Annotated in this window: 15 protein-coding genes and 1 riboswitch; of the genes, 9 read left to right on the top strand and 6 right to left on the bottom strand. The window is 74.1% G+C overall.

Going from position 1 to position 17,618, the window contains the following annotated elements:
- The first annotated feature begins 7 nt into the window (after nucleotides 1-7).
- The 3 genes from AC3ERT_RS11235 (at nucleotide 8) to AC3ERT_RS11225 (ending at nucleotide 5,903) form a co-directional block, all read left to right on the top strand.
- A complete protein-coding gene (locus tag AC3ERT_RS11235) occupies nucleotides 8-2,137 on the top strand; it encodes a protein kinase family protein (protein ID WP_435173856.1) in 2,130 nt (709 codons plus the stop codon).
- 173 nt (nucleotides 2,138-2,310) lie between these two features.
- A complete protein-coding gene (locus tag AC3ERT_RS11230; protein WP_435173854.1) occupies nucleotides 2,311-3,960 on the top strand; it encodes a succinic semialdehyde dehydrogenase in 1,650 nt (549 codons plus the stop codon).
- 104 nt (nucleotides 3,961-4,064) lie between these two features.
- Entirely contained in the window at nucleotides 4,065-5,903 is a 1,839-nt protein-coding gene (locus tag AC3ERT_RS11225; RefSeq protein ID WP_435173852.1) for a GMC family oxidoreductase N-terminal domain-containing protein, read from the top strand.
- A 336-nt stretch (nucleotides 5,904-6,239) separates the two neighbouring features.
- Here AC3ERT_RS11225 and AC3ERT_RS11220 read toward each other — a convergent pair whose 3' ends face one another.
- On the bottom strand, nucleotides 6,240-6,506 hold the full coding sequence (locus tag AC3ERT_RS11220) for a chorismate mutase (protein WP_335978165.1): 267 nt from the start codon (nucleotides 6,504-6,506) through the stop codon (nucleotides 6,240-6,242).
- A 357-nt stretch (nucleotides 6,507-6,863) separates the two neighbouring features.
- Between AC3ERT_RS11220 and guaA the strand changes: the two genes are divergently transcribed.
- Both guaA and AC3ERT_RS11210 read left to right on the top strand, forming a co-directional pair.
- Nucleotides 6,864-8,480, top strand: coding sequence for a glutamine-hydrolyzing GMP synthase (guaA, locus tag AC3ERT_RS11215; RefSeq protein WP_435125048.1), 1,617 nt, complete (start codon nucleotides 6,864-6,866; stop codon nucleotides 8,478-8,480).
- A gap of 180 nt (nucleotides 8,481-8,660) precedes the next feature.
- Nucleotides 8,661-9,218, top strand: coding sequence for a DoxX family membrane protein (locus AC3ERT_RS11210; RefSeq protein ID WP_435125045.1), 558 nt, complete (start codon nucleotides 8,661-8,663; stop codon nucleotides 9,216-9,218).
- Here the strand turns inward: AC3ERT_RS11210 and AC3ERT_RS11205 are convergent.
- Both AC3ERT_RS11205 and AC3ERT_RS11200 read right to left on the bottom strand, forming a co-directional pair.
- Nucleotides 9,160-9,387 (bottom strand): hypothetical protein, encoded by a 228-nt coding sequence (locus AC3ERT_RS11205; protein WP_335978163.1) that lies wholly within the window; start codon nucleotides 9,385-9,387, stop codon nucleotides 9,160-9,162. The genes AC3ERT_RS11210 and AC3ERT_RS11205 overlap by 59 nt on opposite strands.
- Nucleotides 9,384-10,727: a PspC domain-containing protein gene (locus AC3ERT_RS11200; protein ID WP_435173850.1), complete on the bottom strand. Its 1,344-nt coding sequence runs from the start codon at nucleotides 10,725-10,727 to the stop codon at nucleotides 9,384-9,386. The genes AC3ERT_RS11205 and AC3ERT_RS11200 overlap by 4 nt, the downstream gene beginning before the upstream one ends.
- A gap of 156 nt (nucleotides 10,728-10,883) precedes the next feature.
- On the opposite strand from AC3ERT_RS11200, the gene AC3ERT_RS11195 reads away from it, so the two are divergent.
- Both AC3ERT_RS11195 and AC3ERT_RS11190 read left to right on the top strand, forming a co-directional pair.
- The gene (locus tag AC3ERT_RS11195; protein ID WP_335978161.1) at nucleotides 10,884-12,185 is read left to right on the top strand and encodes an ATP-binding protein; all 1,302 of its coding nucleotides are present in this window, start codon (nucleotides 10,884-10,886) and stop codon (nucleotides 12,183-12,185) included.
- Nucleotides 12,182-12,865, top strand: a complete 684-nt coding sequence (locus AC3ERT_RS11190; RefSeq protein WP_335978160.1) for a LuxR C-terminal-related transcriptional regulator — start codon at nucleotides 12,182-12,184, stop codon at nucleotides 12,863-12,865. The genes AC3ERT_RS11195 and AC3ERT_RS11190 overlap by 4 nt, the downstream gene beginning before the upstream one ends.
- 22 nt (nucleotides 12,866-12,887) lie before the next feature.
- Here the strand turns inward: AC3ERT_RS11190 and AC3ERT_RS11185 are convergent, their stop codons facing one another.
- Together AC3ERT_RS11185 and AC3ERT_RS11180 are read right to left on the bottom strand one after the other, a co-directional pair.
- Nucleotides 12,888-13,208: a hypothetical protein gene (locus tag AC3ERT_RS11185; protein WP_335978159.1), complete on the bottom strand. Its 321-nt coding sequence runs from the start codon at nucleotides 13,206-13,208 to the stop codon at nucleotides 12,888-12,890.
- Nucleotides 13,209-13,332: 124 nt separating this feature from the next.
- A complete protein-coding gene (locus tag AC3ERT_RS11180; RefSeq protein ID WP_435173848.1) occupies nucleotides 13,333-14,535 on the bottom strand; it encodes a MerR family transcriptional regulator in 1,203 nt (400 codons plus the stop codon).
- 138 nt (nucleotides 14,536-14,673) lie between these two features.
- On the opposite strand from AC3ERT_RS11180, the gene AC3ERT_RS11175 reads away from it, so the two are divergent.
- Nucleotides 14,674-15,600, top strand: a complete 927-nt coding sequence (locus tag AC3ERT_RS11175; RefSeq protein ID WP_435125034.1) for a transglutaminase-like domain-containing protein — start codon at nucleotides 14,674-14,676, stop codon at nucleotides 15,598-15,600.
- 362 nt (nucleotides 15,601-15,962) lie between these two features.
- Complete coding sequence (locus AC3ERT_RS11170; protein ID WP_435125031.1) at nucleotides 15,963-16,322, top strand: hypothetical protein; 360 nt, start codon at nucleotides 15,963-15,965, stop codon at nucleotides 16,320-16,322.
- A gap of 40 nt (nucleotides 16,323-16,362) precedes the next feature.
- Here the strand turns inward: AC3ERT_RS11170 and AC3ERT_RS11165 are convergent, their stop codons facing one another.
- On the bottom strand, nucleotides 16,363-17,439 hold the full coding sequence (locus tag AC3ERT_RS11165; protein ID WP_435173846.1) for a C40 family peptidase: 1,077 nt from the start codon (nucleotides 17,437-17,439) through the stop codon (nucleotides 16,363-16,365).
- Nucleotides 17,440-17,446: 7 nt separating this feature from the next.
- A riboswitch (cyclic di-AMP (ydaO/yuaA leader) is annotated at nucleotides 17,447-17,600 on the bottom strand.
- Between the last annotated feature and the right edge of the window lie 18 nt (nucleotides 17,601-17,618).

The raw sequence follows: 17,618 nt of genomic DNA, 5'->3' as shown, positions 1-17,618 counted from the left end.
GGGCGCCGTGGAGGAGTACGCAGGCCGGGTGCTCGCTGAACGCTACCGGCTGCCCCGGCCACCCGCCGACGGGTTCGAACTCGTCGAGAGCCGCGCCTTCGACACCTACAGCGGCCAGGAGGTCCTGGTCCACCAGGTGCTGCTGCCCGAGGTGGTCGGCGTCGACGACGGCCCCGACGGGCCCGACGGCGACGGGCTGGACGAGAGCTCCCGGCGCGCCCTGGCGGCAGCCCGCAGCGCGGCCGCCATCCCCGACCATCCGCGGCTGGTCCAGGTCTTCGACATCTTCGTCGAGGGCGGCAGCCTGTGGATCGCGAGCGAACTGGTGTCCGCACGCCCGCTGGCCGCCCTGCTCGCCGAGCGGCCGCTCGACGCCTACCGCGCCGCCGAGGTCGCCTCCGACGTGCTGACCGCGCTGCGCGCGCTGCACGCCACCGGCTGGACCCACCGCAATGTCACCGCGAGCACCGTCCTGGTCTGCGACGACGGCCGGGCCATGCTCGCCGGGCTGGCCGCGGGCGCCGCCCAGGAAGCGCTGTGCGGCTACGACCCGGTGCCCGAGCAGGTGCTCGCCGGCGGCGGCGAGGACGAGGAGGCCGGCGACTGGCACGGCCCGCGCTCCGCGCTCGAACAGGAGCGGGCCCGGCAGAACCGGATCACCGTGGTCGGCGCCGTCACCGAGCGCTGGGCGCCGGAGCAGGCGCACGCCGTGCACGAGAACTGGCGGCTGTCGCCGCCGGTCGGCCCGGCCGCCGACCTGTGGGCGCTCGGCTCGCTGCTGTTCCGCAGCGTCCAGGGCCACCCGCCCTTCCCCGAGGAGAGCGCCGCCGAACTCGTCCAGCTGGTCTGCGCGGAGCCGCCGGCCTTCGCCGAGGAGTGCGGCCCGCTGCGGCCGGTCGTGGAGTCGCTGCTGCGCCAGGACCCCGAGGAGCGGCCGGAGGCCGAGGAACTGGGCGGCTGGCTGCGCTCGCTGATCCGGTCCGCGCCCGAGCCCGACATCGGGGTGAGCGCCGTGCAGGTGCCCACCGACCCGGCGAAGCTGCCGGTCAAGCGGCGCCGCGGCGAACTGGTGCGGCGGCGCCGGAAGAAGGCGGCCGCCGAGGCGGCGGCCGGCACCCAGCACCGGCGGCACGCGCGCGGCAAGCAGGCCAGGACCGGCCGGCCCCCGAAGCTGCCCAAGCCCGGCAAGGCCGCCGGGCCGGCCAACGCGCTGGGCATGTCCGGCCTGGGACCGGCCGGCCCCGCCGCCACCGCGCCGATGGAGGCCGCCCGCCCGGCCGCGCCGCCCCGGCAGCCGCGCCCGTCCGCCCCGGCCCGCCCGGCCGCGGCCCGCGGCGGCCCGCACGTCACGGCCCGCCCGCCCATCCATGAGGAGGACGTCGTCTACCGGCGTCCCGACGGCAGCGACGACGCGCCGCGCCGGCTCGGGATGCGGCTGCTGATCGCGGTGCTGGTGATCCTCGCGGCCGCGGTCGCCTACGCGCTGCTGCTCATGCCGCACCGCGGCGACGGCTCCGGCGACGGGGCGAAGGCCGACCGCACCGTCCAGGCCGGGATGCCGAAGCCCGGCAGCGGCAAGAGCGACGGCAAGGGCGGCGCCAGCACCGCCCCGGCCACGTCGGCGCCCGCCACCACGCCCCCGGCGAAGGCCACCACCTCGGCGCCGGCCTCGCCCTCCGGACCCGCGCTCGGCCCGGACTACGCGCTGCGGCACGACAGTGCGGGCTTCTCCGTCGCGGTGCACACCGGCTGGCAGCGCTCGGGCCCCAACGGCCAGGACGAGGTCACCTACGCCGGCAACGACCTCCAGCTGACGGTGGTGCCCGGCCGCGACAGCTCCTCCGCGCGCGGCACCGACCCGGTCGCCTACCAGCTCAACGAACCGGAGCTGGCCGACTTCCGCGCCTCCTCCTGGTCCTCCGCCTCGGGCCTTCAGTCCCTGACGCTGGACGGACACCCGGCCGCGGAGGGCGAGTACACCTACCGCAACTCCAGCGGCCAGGGCGTGTACGCGCGCAACCTCGCCCTGCTGATCGACGGCAAGTACCACGTGGTGCTGGTGACCGGGCTCGACAGCCAGCGCGCGGCGGTCCAGCAGGCGTTCGACAAGGCCGTCGAGACGTACACCGCGCACTGAGCCCGGCGCGTCGCGGCTCCCCTCCCCACCGCCCCTGCCCCAGCCCCGCGCGGCCCTTCTGAGCTGCGAAGATCATTACGATGCCATCACATACTGGCGTGGTTGTGGAAGTCGCGGAGAAAAAAGCTACTGATGGGTACCCAGGGCGTCCCGGCCGCCGTACCCTCACCGGCATGACGGATTCGCCGGAAAGCGTGGCCCGCACTGCATCCCCCGACTTCGGCAGCACCGACGGCAGCGCCGACAACCCCGTCGCGCCCCGGCCCGCCGTCGCGCGCGGCCCGCGGGACGTCGTCACCCCCGACCTGGTCGCCCGGCTGACCGCGGGCGTGCTCGGCTCGGGCCGGACCGTCGGCCACACCCCGCTGACCGGCGAGCAGCTCGCCGAACTGCCCGAGGCCACCCCGGACGACGTCGCCGAGGCCTACCGCCGGGCCCGCGCCGCCCAGGCCGCCTGGGCGGCGACCCCGGTCCGCGAGCGGGCCCGGGTGCTGCTGCGCTTCCACGACCTGGTGCTCGCCCGGCAGGCCGAGGTGCTGGACCTGATCCAGCTGGAGACCGGCAAGGCGCGGCTGCACGCCCACGAAGAGGTCCAGGTGGTCGCGATGTCCGCCCGGCACTACGGCTTCAAAGCGCCCGCCTACCTGCGGCCCAGGCGGCACACCGGCGCCGTGCCCACCCTCACCAAGGCGCTCGAACTGCGCCAGCCGCGCGGGGTGGTGGGCCAGATCTCGCCCTGGAACTACCCGCTGGAGCTGTCCGTCGGCGACGCGCTGCCCGCCTTCGCGGCCGGCAACGCGGTGGTGATGAAGCCCGACACCGAGACCGCACTGACCGCGCTGTGGGCCCGCCGGCAGCTCATCGAGGCCGGGCTGCCCGAGGACGTGTGGCAGATCGTCATCGGGGACGGACCGGTGGTCGGCCCCGCAGTCGTGGAGCACGCCGACTACGTCTCCTTCACCGGCTCCACCCGCACCGGCCGCGAGGTCGCCCAGCGCGCCGCGGCCCGGCTGGTCGGCGCCTCGCTGGAACTCGGCGGCAAGAACGCCCTGCTGGTGCTGCGCGACGCCGACCTGGACCGGGCCGCCGCGGGCGCGGTCCGCGCCTGCTTCGCCTCTGCCGGCCAACTGTGCATCTCCATCGAGCGGTTGTTCGTGCACGAGTCGGTCGCCGACGCCTTCACCGCGAAGTTCGTCGAGCTGACCCGGTCGCTGAAGCTCGGCACCGCGCTGGCCTACGGCGCGGGCATGGGCTCGCTGGTCGGGCAGCGGCAGCTCGACGTGGTCAGCCGGCACGTGGACGAGGCCCGGGAGAAGGGCGCCAGGGTGCTCACCGGCGGCCGCCCGCGCCCCGACATCGGCCCGTACGTCTACGAGCCGACGGTGCTCGCCGACGTCGAGGCGCCGATGGCGGTGTGCGCGGAGGAGACCTTCGGCCCGGTGGTCTCCGTCTACCGCTTCCGCGACGAGGACGAGGCGGTCGCGCGGGTCAACGCGAGCGAGTACGGCCTCAACTCCAGCGTGTGGACCCGCGACATCCGCCGCGGCACCGCGCTCGCCGCCCGGCTGCGCTCCGGCACGGTCAACGTCAACGAGGCGTACGCGGCGGCCTACGGCAGCGTGCGGGCGCCGATGGGCGGCATGAAGGACTCCGGGCTGGGCCGCCGGCACGGCTCGGAGGGCATCGTGAAGTACACCGAGGCGCAGACCGTGGCCGTGCAGCGGCTGATGCCGATGGGCCCGGCGTTCGGCATGGACGACGAGAAGTACGCGGCGCTGCTGAACGTCTCGCTGCGGCTGATGAAGGCGCTGCGCCTGCGCTGAACTGAACGTCCGCACCCGCCGCACCTCGTACGCCCGCGCCGCGCCCCGCCGGCAAAGGCGCCCGCCGGCCGCGGCGCGACCGACCGACCCCTCCGGAGGACCAGGTGGCACAGGAAGACGGCAACGGCGACGGCTACGACTTCGACGTCATCGTGGTCGGGTCGGGTTTCGGCGGCGCGGTCTCCGCGCTGCGGCTGACCGAGAAGGGCTACCGGGTCGGCGTGCTGGAGGCCGGCCGCCGCTTCGCCCGCGACGAGCTGCCGAAGAACTCCTGGGACGTGCGCAACTACCTGTGGGCGCCCGCCCTGGGCCTGTACGGCATCCAGCGCATCCACGTACTGGGCAAGGTGCTGGTGCTGGCCGGCGCGGGCGTCGGCGGCGGCTCGCTGAACTACGCCAACACCCTCTACGTGCCGCCCGCCGCCTTCTTCCAGGACCGGCAGTGGGGCGCGATCACCGACTGGCAGCAGGAGCTGGCGCCGTACTACGACCAGGCCCGGCGGATGCTCGGGGTGCGGCTGAACCCGACGATGACTCCGTCCGACGTCCATCTCAGGGACGCCGCCGAGAAGATGGGCGTGGGGGACACCTTCCACCTGGCGCCGGTCGGGGTGTTCTTCGGCGACGGGCGGGACGCCTGCGGTGAGGGCGAGGGCGCCGGCGGGCCGAGCGCGGCGCCCGGCGAGGAGGTCGCGGACCCGTACTTCGGCGGCGCCGGGCCGCGGCGGCGGGCCTGCACCGAGTGCGGCGAGTGCATGACCGGCTGCCGGCACGGCGCGAAGAACACCCTGAACGAGAACTACCTGCACCTCGCGGAGCGGGCCGGCGCCCAGATCCGGGCGATGACGACGGTCGTGGAGCTGGCCGAGGACCCGGCCGGCGGCTACCTGGTCACCACGGTGCCGACCGACCGGCGCCGGAAGGGCACCCGGCAGGTGCTGCGGGCCCGGCAGGTGGTGGTCGCGGCCGGCACCTACGGCACCCAGACGCTGCTGCACGCCATGCGGGACAGCGGGCGGCTGCCGCGGATCTCCGCGCGGCTGGGCGAGCTGACCCGGACCAACTCCGAGGCGCTGGTGGGCGCGCAGACCTCCGCGGGGCGCTACCGCAAGCGCTACCCGGACCGGCCGCTGGACTTCACCCGGGGCGTGGCCATCACCTCCTCGGTGCACCCGAACGACCACACCCACATCGAGCCGGTCCGCTACGGCCGCGGCTCCAACGCGATGGGCAACCTGTCGATCATGGCGGCGCCCTACCGCGGGAAGCTGCCGCGCTGGGCGGAGTTCGCGGTGAACTACCTGCGGCACCCGGCGGTCGCCTTCCGCTCGCTGTCGAACTTCCGGTGGTCGGAGCGGACGATCATCGGACTGGTGATGCAGACCAGCGACAACTCGCTGACCACCTACCGCAAGGACAAGGGCCTGGGGAAGGGGCTGCTGACCGCCCGTCAGGGCCACGGCGCCCCCAACCCGGTGCACATCCCCGAGGGCGCGCGGGCGGCCGAGCTGATCGCCGAGGAGATCAACGGCTTCGCCGGCAGCAACGTCGGCGAGGCCACCGACCGGCCGATGACCGCGCACTTCCTGGGCGGCTGCCCGATCGGCGCGGACGCCGAGCAGGGCGTCATCGACCCCTACCACCGGCTGTTCGGGCATCCGGGCATCCATGTGGTCGACGGCGCCGCGGTCTCGGCGAACCTCGGGGTGAACCCGTCGCTGACCATCACCGCGCAGGCCGAGCGGGCGATGTCGCTGTGGCCGAACAAGGGCATGCCGGACCCGCGGCCCGCCCAGGGCGAGCCGTACCGCAGGATCGCCGCGGTGGAACCGCTCGCCCCGGCCGTGCCGGCGGACGCTTTCGGCGCGCTGCGGCTGCCGCTGCTGCCGGTGCCCCGGGTACCGCGGGCGGAAGAAGCGCCGCGGCTGCCCAAAACGCCCTGAACACGCTGTAATGTGGTGGTCGCAGAGCGGTCGGCCCCGGGCGTCCCCGAGAACCGACCGCCTCTTTTCCAGTCGCGACCGGGCTGCTGTCCCCTGCCGTCCGGTCACTTCGACCGATGCGAGGTCCCACGGCGGCCGCGTTGCCGCAGCCGCCTCATCGCACCGGCTCACACCCCGCCCAGCTGCGTCTGGGCGGTGTCCATATCCACGCGTGGTGTTGGGTTACCGCCCCTGGCTGGCACGGACACCACCTCCAACGAAGGGGCCGTCGGCCGGTCACGTGCCGTTCGGGTGATCCCCCTCGAAAGGGGAACTGCGCGGGTCGCGGTCATATGGTCATACCTTGCCGCGGCCCAGTTCCAGCAGGGTCATCGCCAGCGCGGTGCCGGGGCGGCCGAGCGCGTCGCCGTACACCCGCAGCACCTCCATCTCGCGGGCCAGGTGCAGCCGGCGGCCGCCGGCGCCCATCCGGGCCGCCTGCACCTCCTGCGAGACCCCGACGCGCTGCCGGACCAGCTCGATGATCCGCAGGTCGAGATCGTCGATGCGCTGCCGGGCCTCGGTGATGGTCTGCTCGGCGTCGGGGGGAAGGGTGTCGGTCACGGTCTGCTCCTCGGGTCGTGGGCGTCTTCGTCACGACCCGGGCCGCGGTCCGGGGAAGCGACAGGCGCCCCGGGCCGAGTGGCCCGGGGCGCCTGGAGGTCGCTTGGTTGTCAGCTCACGCGACGCGACCATGGCAGCCGGACCGGCCGGTGCCATAGGTAAACGCGAAGGTGTACGTGAGCATGGCGCCAGTATGGACCACGGCCCCCGGTCCGGCGCAAGGCGGGTCCGGCGTGCGCGTCCGGCCGGCGGGCCCGGCGGGGTGCCCGGCAGGGGGCGGCAGGCGCCGTCCGGGGAGCACTCCGGCGCTGGGTAGACTGGGTGCCACTCTCCCGTACTCTCGCCGGAAGGCCGCCCGTGTCCTCAGCGACCCCAGCCGACCCCGCTCCCGACGGCGCCGCCGCCACCGACACCACCACCGACACCGTCCTGGTCGTGGACTTCGGCGCGCAGTACGCCCAGCTCATCGCGCGCCGGGTGCGCGAGGCGCGGGTCTACAGCGAGATCGTGCCCTCGTCGATGCCGGTCGCCGAGATGCTGGCCAAGCGGCCGCGGGCGATCATCCTGTCCGGCGGCCCCTCCTCGGTCTACGAGCCGGGCGCGCCCCGCCTGGACCGCGAGCTGTTCGACGCCGGGGTCCCGGTCTTCGGCATGTGCTACGGCTTCCAGCTGATGGCCACGGTGCTCGGCGGCACCGTCGACAACACCGGCGCCCGGGAGTACGGCCGTACCGCCCTGGAGGTCGCCAAGCCCGGCTCCACCCTCTTCGAGGGCACCCCGGACCAGCAGTCGGTGTGGATGTCGCACGGCGACGCCTGCTCGGCCGCGCCCGCGGGCTTCACCGTCACCGCCAGCACCGACGTGGTGCCGGTCGCCGCCTTCGAGAACGACGAGAAGCGGCTGTACGGCGTGCAGTACCACCCCGAGGTGATGCACTCCACGCACGGCCAGCAGATCCTGGAGCACTTCCTCTACCGCGGCGCCGGCATCACCCCGGAGTGGACCACCACCAATGTCGTCGAGGAGCAGGTCGCCGCGATCCGCGCCCAGGTCGGCGACCGGCGGGCGATCTGCGGGCTGTCCGGCGGCGTGGACTCCGCGGTCGCCGCGGCCCTGGTGCAGCGCGCCATCGGCGACCGGCTGACCTGCGTCTACGTCGACCACGGCCTGATGCGCAAGGGCGAGACCGAGCAGGTCGAGAAGGACTTCGTGGCCGCGACCGGGGTGCGGCTGAAGATCGTCGACGCCTCCCAGCGGTTCCTCGACGCGCTGGCCGGGGTCGCCGACCCGGAGCAGAAGCGCAAGATCATCGGCCGGGAGTTCATCCGGGTCTTCGAGCAGGCGCAGGCCGAGATCGTCGCCGAGGCGCCGGACGACCAGCCGGTGGAGTTCCTGGTGCAGGGCACCCTCTACCCGGACGTGGTGGAGTCCGGCGGCGGCACCGGCACCGCCAACATCAAGTCGCACCACAACGTCGGCGGACTCCCCGAGGACCTGGAGTTCGCCCTCGTCGAGCCGCTGCGCAAGCTCTTCAAGGACGAGGTGCGGATGGTCGGGCAGGAGCTCGGCCTGCCCGAGGAGATCGTCCAGCGGCAGCCGTTCCCCGGCCCGGGCCTGGGCATCCGCATCGTCGGCGAGGTCACCCGCGAGCGCCTGGACCTGCTGCGCGAAGCCGACGCCATCGCCCGCGAGGAGCTGACCGCGGCCGGTCTGGACCGCGACATCTGGCAGTGCCCGGTGGTGCTGCTCGCCGACGTCCGCTCGGTCGGCGTCCAGGGCGACGGCCGCACCTACGGCCACCCGATCGTGCTGCGCCCGGTCTCCTCCGAGGACGCGATGACCGCCGACTGGTCCCGGCTGCCGTACGAGGTGCTGGCCCGGATCTCCACCCGGATCACCAACGAGGTCGCCGACGTCAACCGGGTCGTGCTCGACGTCACCAGCAAGCCGCCGGGCACCATCGAGTGGGAGTGAGCGGGCTTTTCGTGCCGGGCCGCCCGGCACGAAGCCCGGTCCGGGACATCACGAAGCCCGGTCCGGGAAAAGTCGCGGCCTGTTGAGTCGCGGCGCCCCGGTCTACGTATCACCTCCTGACGCCGCTGCAACGGAAGACGACTTCCACCCCACCAACTGCGGCGGGAGAGGCGGAAGAAGATGCTGGAGATGTGGCGGGAGACCGCGCGCCGGTACGCGCTGCTGCCCTTGCGGATCTTCCTCGGAGTGACCTTCGCCTACGCCGGGCTCGACAAGCTGACCAGCGACACCTTCTTCACCGACTCGGCGAACGGCTCGCTGCTCCAGACCCTGCACGGCGTGCGGGACTCCGCGGCGATCCCGGGCCTGGTCGACCTCGCGCTCAAGGCCCCGCACGGTTTCGGCTACGCGATCGCGCTCGGCGAACTGGCGGTCGGCCTCGGTGTGCTCTTCGGGCTGCTCGGCCGGGTCGCCGCGCTCGGCGGCGCGCTGATCTCGCTGAGCCTGTGGCTGACGGTCAGCTGGGCCACCACGCCCTACTACTACGGCAACGACCTGATCTACCTGATGGCCTGGCTGCCGCTGCTGCTCGCCGGCACCCCGTACCTGTCGCTCGACCTGCTGATCAGGAAGTGGCGCACCGGGACGGGCGGCGGCGCGGAAGGCGGCACCGGTCCGGCTACCGCTGAGGCGAGCGCCGCCGCCGCAGGGCCAGTACGGTCCGCACCCCCTGCGTGACGACCGACGTCGCGACGACCAGGCCGAGACCCGCCCCCGCGAGCGCACTCGTGAGGCGCGGGTCCGACAGGTCCCACACGCCGAGCACGTCGAGCAGGAAGAACACCGCCAGCGTGACCAGGACCAGGCCCGTCACCAGGGCCGCCGGTTCGAAGCGGTGCCGCCTCACCGGACCACCCGCACGTCCCCGACGGCGACGTCGACCCGCACCTCCACGGTCCCGGCCGACGCCGTACCCGGCCTGGCCGCGTACACCTTCGTGTCATGGGCTCCGGTCTTGATGTCCACTCCGCTGTGGTCCTCTCCGGGCAGCAGCACCTCACCGGCGCCGATGTGGTAGCTGAGCACCACGGTGGCGTCCTTCGGGAGCCGCACCAGCGCCTCGCCGGCCCGCACCCTCAGCCGCGTGGTGACGGTACGGCCGTGCGCGGCGGCGTTCGTCAGGTCCAGCACGCCGTGGCCGACCCCGCGTTCGTACCCGGGCCGGACCGCGGCCGCACTCGCCGGTGCCCAGGTGGTGCCCCACCCCGGCTGGTCCTTCGGCAGCCAGGCCGCGCCGACCAGCCCGGCCACGGTCAGCAGCGTCCAGAACGCGGTCAGCCCGCGCGGCCGGCCCGCGAAGGACGCCACGAGATAGGCGGCGCCGAACACGAACAGCGCCGACAGCAGCCCGATCTCCAGGCTGCTGCCCACCGACGTCCGCGGCAGCGACACCGAGGTGCCCACCACCGCGGCGGTGGCCGCCACCAGGAACGCCGCCAGCCCGAACGGCCAGTTCCGCTCCTTGCGCTCCGCCCTGCGCCGCTCCCGCCACGGCTGCTGGTCCGGCCCCTCGTAGGGCCCGTCGTCCGGGCCCCACAGGTAGGGCGGCGCCTTCGTCAGCGGGTCGCGCCACCAGGAGGGGGCGCTGCCCGGCCCGGGCGGCGCCTGGGCGGCGGGCGGCGCGTCCGCGACGGAACCCGCCGCCGTGAGCGGGCCCTCACCGGCCGCCCGCAGCCGGGACCGCTGCTGCGACCAGTACAGCGCGGCGACGGTGGAACCCAGCAGGATCAGCGAGAACGCCTGGTTGGCGGCGTTGCCCAGCAGCGAGGCGTACAGCCCGCAGCCGACCAGTGCCATCAGCACGGCGACCAGCGGCGCGCCCTCGATCCGGCCGGACAGCAGCCGGTGCGCCTCGCTCTCCTGCTCGTCCTCCTGCGGCACGACCAGCCAGCCCAGCCCGTAGATGATCAGGCCGATGCCGCCGGTCAGGGCGAGCACCGCGAGGACGATCCGGATGATGACCGGGTCGACGTCGAAGTAGCGGCCCGCGCCGTGGCAGACACCGGCGATCACCTTGTTGTCGCCGTGGCCGCGCCGCAGGGCCGGACGGCCGTCGGCAGCGGTGGCGCCGGCAGCCGGGACGGCGGTGGCGGCAGCGTCGGCGGCAGCGGCGTCGGCCCCGGTGGCTTCGGTGCCGGCCGGGCCGCCGGTGGCGGTGGCCGCGTCGTCGGCGGGCTGGTCGGTCATGGACACCATGGTCGCCCGTCCGGCGCCCCGCCGGCACCCGCCCCGACCCTGGTCCGACCCTGATCCCGCCCCGGACGTCCCCTGGGGGTCCCGTTCCCGCATCAACGGGGGTTCACCCTGATGCCCCGCGGGGCGTGCCTGTGTGACGATCGGGGTATGTCAGCCAGCCCCCCGCCGCCGCCCGCAGCGCCCGGCGGCGTCTCCGGCGCGTCCTTCCTCGCGCCTCCGGAACCCGGCGCCGGCGGGGTGCGCAAGCTCTACCGCAGCTCCGAGGGCCGGATGGTCGGCGGCGTGGCGCGCGGGCTGGCCGGCCACCTCGGGCTGCCGGTGCTGTGGCTGCGGGCGCTGTTCGTGCTGCTCGCCGTCTTCAACGGCATCGGCATCCTGCTCTACGCGGTGTTCTGGTTCTTCGTGCCGCTCGGCGTCGGCGGGGTCGCCGAGGCGAAGGAGCCGCGCGACGCCCGCTCCTGGCTCGCGGGCAAGCGGCCCGACAAGGGCCAGGTGCTGGCGCTGATCGCACTGGCGATCGGCACCGGCATCCTCGTGGGCAACCTCAACCTCGGCGCGGCCAACCGCGCGGTGTGGCCGCTGCTGGTGATCGGTGTCGGCGTGGCGCTGGTGTGGCGGCAGGCCGACAACGCCCGCAAGGCGCACTGGGTCGAGATGAGCCACGGCAAGCGGTTCTGGCCGCTGGTGCGCGCCGCGGGCGGCATCGTGCTGGTGATCGCCGGGGTGACCGGCTTCATCGTGGTGCGCGGCTCGGGCGGGCACCTCGGCGGCATCCTCCAGGCCGCGCTCGCCGTGCTGGTCGGGGTGGCGCTGATCGCCGGCCCGTACCTGGTGCGGATGACGCAGGACCTGTCCGCGGAGCGGCTGATGCGCATCCGCGCCCAGGAGCGGGCCGAGGTCGCCGCCCATGTGCACGACTCGGTGCTGCACACGCTCACGCTGATCCAGCGGCACGCGGACGAGCCGCGCGAGGTGGCCCGGCTGGCCCGGGCCCAGGAGCGGGAGCTGCGCGCGTGGCTGTACCGCCCGGAGGGCACCGGCCGCGACGACGAGCCGACCACGCTGGCCGAGGCCGTACGGGCCGCCGCCGCGGAGGTGGAGGACGCGCACGGCGTGCCGGTGGAGGTGGTGTGCGTCGGCGACAGCCCGCTGGACGAGCGGCTGGTGGCGCAGATGCAGGCCGCGCGCGAGGCCATGGTCAACGGTGCGAAGTACGGTGGCGGCGGCGCGGTCCAGGTCTACGCGGAGGTCGAGGAGGCGAAGGTGTTCGTCTCGGTGCGCGACCACGGCCCCGGTTTCGACCTCGACCAGGTTCCCGGCGACCGCATGGGCGTAAGAGAATCGATCATCGGACGGATGCGGCGCAACGGCGGTGAGGCCCGGCTGCGGGCGGCGCCCGGCGGCGGCACGGAAGTCGAACTGGAGATGGAGAGGGTGGCGGCGGCATGACTACGCCCACGGGAGACGAGCGACGGGTCCGGGTGGTGCTCGTCGACGACCACCGCATGTTCCGCACCGGGGTCCAGGCGGAGATCGGGGTCACCGCGGAGACCGGGGTCGAGGTGGTCGGCGAGGCCGCCGACGTGGACCAGGCGGTCAGCGTGGTGACCGCGACCCGGCCCGAGGTGGTGCTGCTCGACGTCCACCTGCCCGGCGGCGGCGGGGTGGAGGTGCTGCGGCGGTGCGCGGCGCTCAGCGCCGACCCGGAGCGGCCGGTGCGGTTCCTGGCGCTGTCGGTGTCCGACGCGGCCGAGGACGTGATCGGGGTCATCCGCGGCGGTGCGCGCGGCTATGTCACCAAGACCATCACCGGGCCCGACCTGGTCGACTCGATCTTCCGGGTGCGCGACGGCGACGCGGTGTTCTCGCCGCGGCTGGCCGGCTTCGTGCTCGACGCGTTCGCGTCCACCGACGCGCCGCCGGTGGACGAGGACCTCGACCGGCTCACCCAGCGCGAGCGGGAGGTGCTGCGGCTGATCGCGCGCGGCTACGCCTACAAGGAGATCGCGAAGCAGCTGTTCATCTCGGTGAAGACGGTGGAGTCGCACGTCTCCGCGGTGCTGCGGAAGCTGCAGCTGTCCAACCGGCACGAGCTGACGCGGTGGGCGACCGCGCGGCGGCTGGTGTGATCCGCCGCCGGGCGCCGCACCGTCAGCCGTCCTCCTCGTCGGCGGGCCAGACCAGGGTGTAGTCGGGGGTGGGGGCGGTGCGCTGTTCCACGGGGGTGTGCAGGGAGTCCATGGGGACGTCGTCGGGCACCGCGCAGCGGCTGAGGTGGACACCGGTCAGGCAGCGCCCGCACCAGAAGGACGCGTAGCCGACGCGGTCGGCCGGCAGGCCGCAGAAGGTCAGGTTCAGCTCGGGCGCGGCGCAGTTGGGGCAGGGCATGTCGGGGGCCGCCGCGGGTAGCCGGTCGTAGCGCTGCCGGAAGGCCGCCATCCAGTCGCCCCAACTCGCCTCCAGGGCTTGCATCGGTGGTTCTCCCGTCGGGTCGGCTCATCGGGCGAACGTAGACACTACGCCGGTGGGCCGCGGCGCCGGCCTGAATGCCCGAACCGTGACCTTCTCCGGGCGCCCGATGCGGCGGTCGGTCCCGTTATGCCGGGGTGGCCGCGGTGGAGACCACGTCGGCGACCACGCAGCTGACGTTGTCCGGGCCGCCCGCGGCGTTGGCCAGCGCGATCAGTGCGGCCGTGGCGGCATCGGGTGCGGCCTCGGTGGTGAGCACCCGGCGGATCTCCTCCGCGGAGGCGGCCGCGGGCAGCCCGTCGGAGCACAGCAGGTAGCGGTCGCCGGGTCGCGGCTCGTGCAGCTTCAGGTCGGCGGAGGGCGCCGGGCTGCCGGACAGCAGGGCGCGCAGCAGCAGGGCGCGGTCGGGGTGGGAGGCGGCCTCGGCCTCGGTGAGGCGGCCGTCGTCGACCATGGACTGCACGAGCGTGTGGTCGTGGGTGATCAGGAACAGCTCGCCGTCGCGCAGCAGGTACGCGCGGCTGTCGCCGATGTGCACCAGGGCGAGGTGGGTGCCGGTCCACAGCATGGCGGTCAGGGTGGTGCCGTCGGGGATCGCGCCCTCCTCGCGCGGGCCGGGGCCGGGGCCGGTGCTGGTGCTGGTGCCGCCACCGGTGCCGCCCCCGGTACTGGCGTCGACCGCGCGGGCCGCGGCCTCCACCGCGTCCTGGAGGACGTTGAGCAGGTTGCCCGGCGGGAGCGCCCCGGCCGTCTCGAGGCCGGTGAGTGCCTCGATCGCGGCGGCGCTGGCCGGGGCGCCGGCCGGCCCGAAGCCGTCGGCGACCGCGAGCAGCCGGTCGCCGGCGTGGACCGCGTCCTGGTTTCCCGGCCGGACCAGGCCCGCGTCCGAGCGGGCGGCGTAGCGGAGGGTGAGTGTGCCGTGGGACATGGGTGGTTCCTCTCTTGACGTGGTGGGACCTGCGGTGCTCCCCGGCCCCCCGGGTGCGGGGTTCAGGTGCGCGAGCACGAACGCGGTGAGGTCGCGCCGCGCGGCCGTCTCCGCCTCCACCTGCGCCCAGTACCCGCGCACCTCCTGCGCGGCCGCCGCGTTCGTGGCGCACGCGCAGACCCGCCGGATGCGGGCCAGCGGCATGCCGATCCGCCGCAACCACGCCACCAGCCGGGCCCGTTCGAGCTGCTCGGGCGCGTAGAACCGGTATCCGGTGGCGGGGTCCACCCGGGCCGGGGTGAGCAGCCCGAGGTCGTCGTACAGCCGCAGGGCCTTCGCCGACAGCCGGGCCGCCGCGGCGAACGCCCCGATGGTCAGCAGCGGCGCTCCGCTCGTGGTCATACAGTTCTCCTTCCAGTCACCGCGCGGGGCGGGACCGGGCCGGGGACAGGGCCGCGGGTCGGCGGGGGTGGCCCGGTGGGGCCGGTGCGACCACAATGGGGGCTGTCCCAAGGGCAAGGTCAAGCAGGGGGCTTCGTCATGACCGCACACCGGATCGCGCCGGCGGAAGCCGCCTTCTACACCGCGCAGAGCGTCTTCTCCGACCCGGGCGAACTCGTCGGCTGGTACGCCGACCTGCCCCGGGACGTCGGCGAACTCGCCCGGGTGGTGCGGGAGGTGATGGTCCACCGCGTGGAGGGCGGCCAGTTCGGGGTGCCGATCGCCGAGGACCGGATGCGGGACGACGCGGAGACCCGCTACGTGGACGACATCCTGCGGCTGGTGGTCAGCCGGGACGGGGCGCCGCTGCGCAAGGGGCGCGACCTGGCCGACCGGTTCGTGGGGATCTGCCGGGACTTCACGCTGCTGCACGTGTCGCTGCTGCGCCACGTCGGCATTCCGGCGCGGCTGCGCTCCGGGTTCGCCGACTACTTCGGCACCGACGGCTTCCACTTCGACCACGTCGTCACCGAGTACTGGGACGACGAGCGCGGCTGGCTGCTGGCCGACGCGCAGATCGCCGACCCCGCGTGGTACCCGATGCCGTTCGAGGCGACCGACGTGCCGCGGGACCGCTTCCTCGTCGCGGGCGAGGCGTGGCGGCAGATCCGCGCCGGGACCGCGGACCCGCTGTCCTTCGGGCTCCACCTGCCGCAGGGGCCGATGGTGGGGGAGCGGTTCGTGGCGGGCGACATCCGGCTCGACCTGGCCGCCCTCAACAAGGTGGAGACCCTGCTGTGGGACGTGTGGGGCCCCGGCTCTGAGGCCGACCCGGAGTGCGCCGGCGGCACCGGACTGCCCGCCGGGCTCCGCGACCTGTACGACATCGCGGCCCGCGTCACCAGCGGCGAGGTGTCCTTCGCCGAGGTCCGCGCGCTCTTCGCCGACCACGACGGCCTGCGTACCCCGGCGACCGTGCTGTCCCTGGCCCCCTTCAACGGCCCCAGCCGGGTCACCCTGCGCTGAGCCGGACCACCCCCTGCGTCGCGCCGAGCCGAGCCGCGCCGGGCCGGGCGCCGCCGCTCCTTCGTCGAGGAGGCCCGGCAGCACCGCGCACGGGGGGACGCGGCGCCGCCGGGCTCGGCGGAGGTGGCCGCGCCGCGGGCGGACCGACGGCGATGGGAACCGACCACCTGCCGACGACGCTAAGCCTTCACCCGGCCCCGCCCCGCCCCGCTGTCCGGGACTGCCCGCAATTCGTCGCGGCCGACCGGATGCGGCCCGGTTGCGACGGGCGCGCTGCCCGCATCCCGGCGCCCGGCGACCGAACCCCGCCATCGGGCACCCCGCCCGCCGCCGGCTGCTATGCGCGCCGTAGGGTCCGGCGCATGGACACCCTCATCAATGTCTTCGTCGGGCTGCACATCATCGGCATCGCGGCGCTGCTGGGCGGCTTCCTCACCCAACTCAAGGTGCTGGGCCCCGGCCGCGCCGAGCCGCGCTTCGTGCCCGGCATGCTCTACGGCGCGTGCACGATGCTGGTGACCGGCGTCGCCCTGGTCGGTCTGGCGCACGCCGATGACCGGCACATCAGCAACGTCAAGATCGGCGTCAAGCTGGCCGTGCTGCTGGTGATCCTCGCGCTGGTCTACGTCAAGCGCGACGACGAGAAGGTGGAGACGGCCCTGTTCGGCGCGGTCGGCGGCCTGACCGTCGTCAACATCTTCATCGCGGTGCTCTGGACCTGAGCACCGCGACGAAGACGGGGGTGAACGGGCTCGGGGCGCGTCAGACGATGCGGCGGGCCGTGGCGAACGGCATCCAGCTCAGCGGGGCGACCTCGACCGTGGCGCCCGTGTGCGGGGCGTGCACGATGTTGCCGTTGCCGATGTAGATCCCGACGTGGCTGAGGCCGGAGTAGAAGAACACCAGGTCGCCCGGGCGCAGATCGGCCTCGGAGACCGCGGTGCCCTGCTTGGCCTGGTCCCAGGTGGTGCGCCCGAGGCTGATCCCGGCGGCCTTGTAGGCGGCCTGGGTCAGGCCCGAGCAGTCGTACGAACCGGGGCCGGTGGCTCCGTAGACGTACGGCTTGCCCTGCTGCGCCAGCGCGAACTGGATCGCGGTGGCGGCGCGGCCGGTCGCGGTGCCGGTGTACGTGGGGGTGGTGCTGGAGGACGACGAGGACGACGACGAGGAGGAAGTCGTCGTCTTCGGCTGCTGGAGCGCGGCGAGCTTCTTCTTCTGCTCCGCGGTGAGGCTGTTGAGCAGCTTCTGCGCGGCGGCCAGCTTCGTCTGCACGCTCTTCTTCTGCGTGGCGAGCGTGGTCTGCGAGGACGTCAGCTTCTTCAGGCTCGCGGTGGCCTGGGCGCGCTGGACCGACGCCTGCTCCTGCTGGATCTTGAACTTCTGGAGCGCCTGCTCCTGCGTGGCGGTCAGCCGGTCCAGCAGGTGGTTCTGCGACAGGAAGCTCTCCGGGTCGTCGGAGAAGAGCAGCTGCGTGGTGGCACCGAAGCCGCCGGTGCGGTACTGCTCGGCGGCGAACTGCCCCAGCACGCGCCGGGACTCGTTCATCTGCTCGGTCTTGTCGGCGACCTGGGCCAGCAGTTGGTTGGTCTTGGCGCGCTGGGTCGCCGTCTGCTCCTTGGCCTGGTCGTACTTCTGCGTGGCGACCTCGGCCTGCTGGTTGAGCGTGTCGACCTGCTTCTTGACCTGGCTGATCGACGGCTGCGAGGGCTTCGCGGGGGCCGCGCTCGCCGTCTCGCTCAGGAGGGTGACCGATGCGATGGCCGCGGTGGTGAGACCGACGGCGGCCCGGGTGCCGGTCGACGCGAGGAGCGGGGTACGCGGCTTGCGGTGCGACGCCAAGGAGGCGACTCCTTCCGTGGACCGCCGACCGGGTTAGCTGACGGGTTCGGGCGGGGAAGGTCGCCCTACGGTGCGGACGCGGGTCGCGTCTGCCCCGATTCACCCCAAAGTGCCTCTGGGTCCCCGGTTCCGGCGCCGGCCGGATTAGGCGGAGGTGATGCGCTGCCGGACCTTCGCCG

This window comes from Actinacidiphila sp. bgisy145, assembly GCF_057708125.1.
Note: the sequence above shows the minus strand (reverse complement) of the source record. Positions and strands in the feature narration are given on the sequence as shown.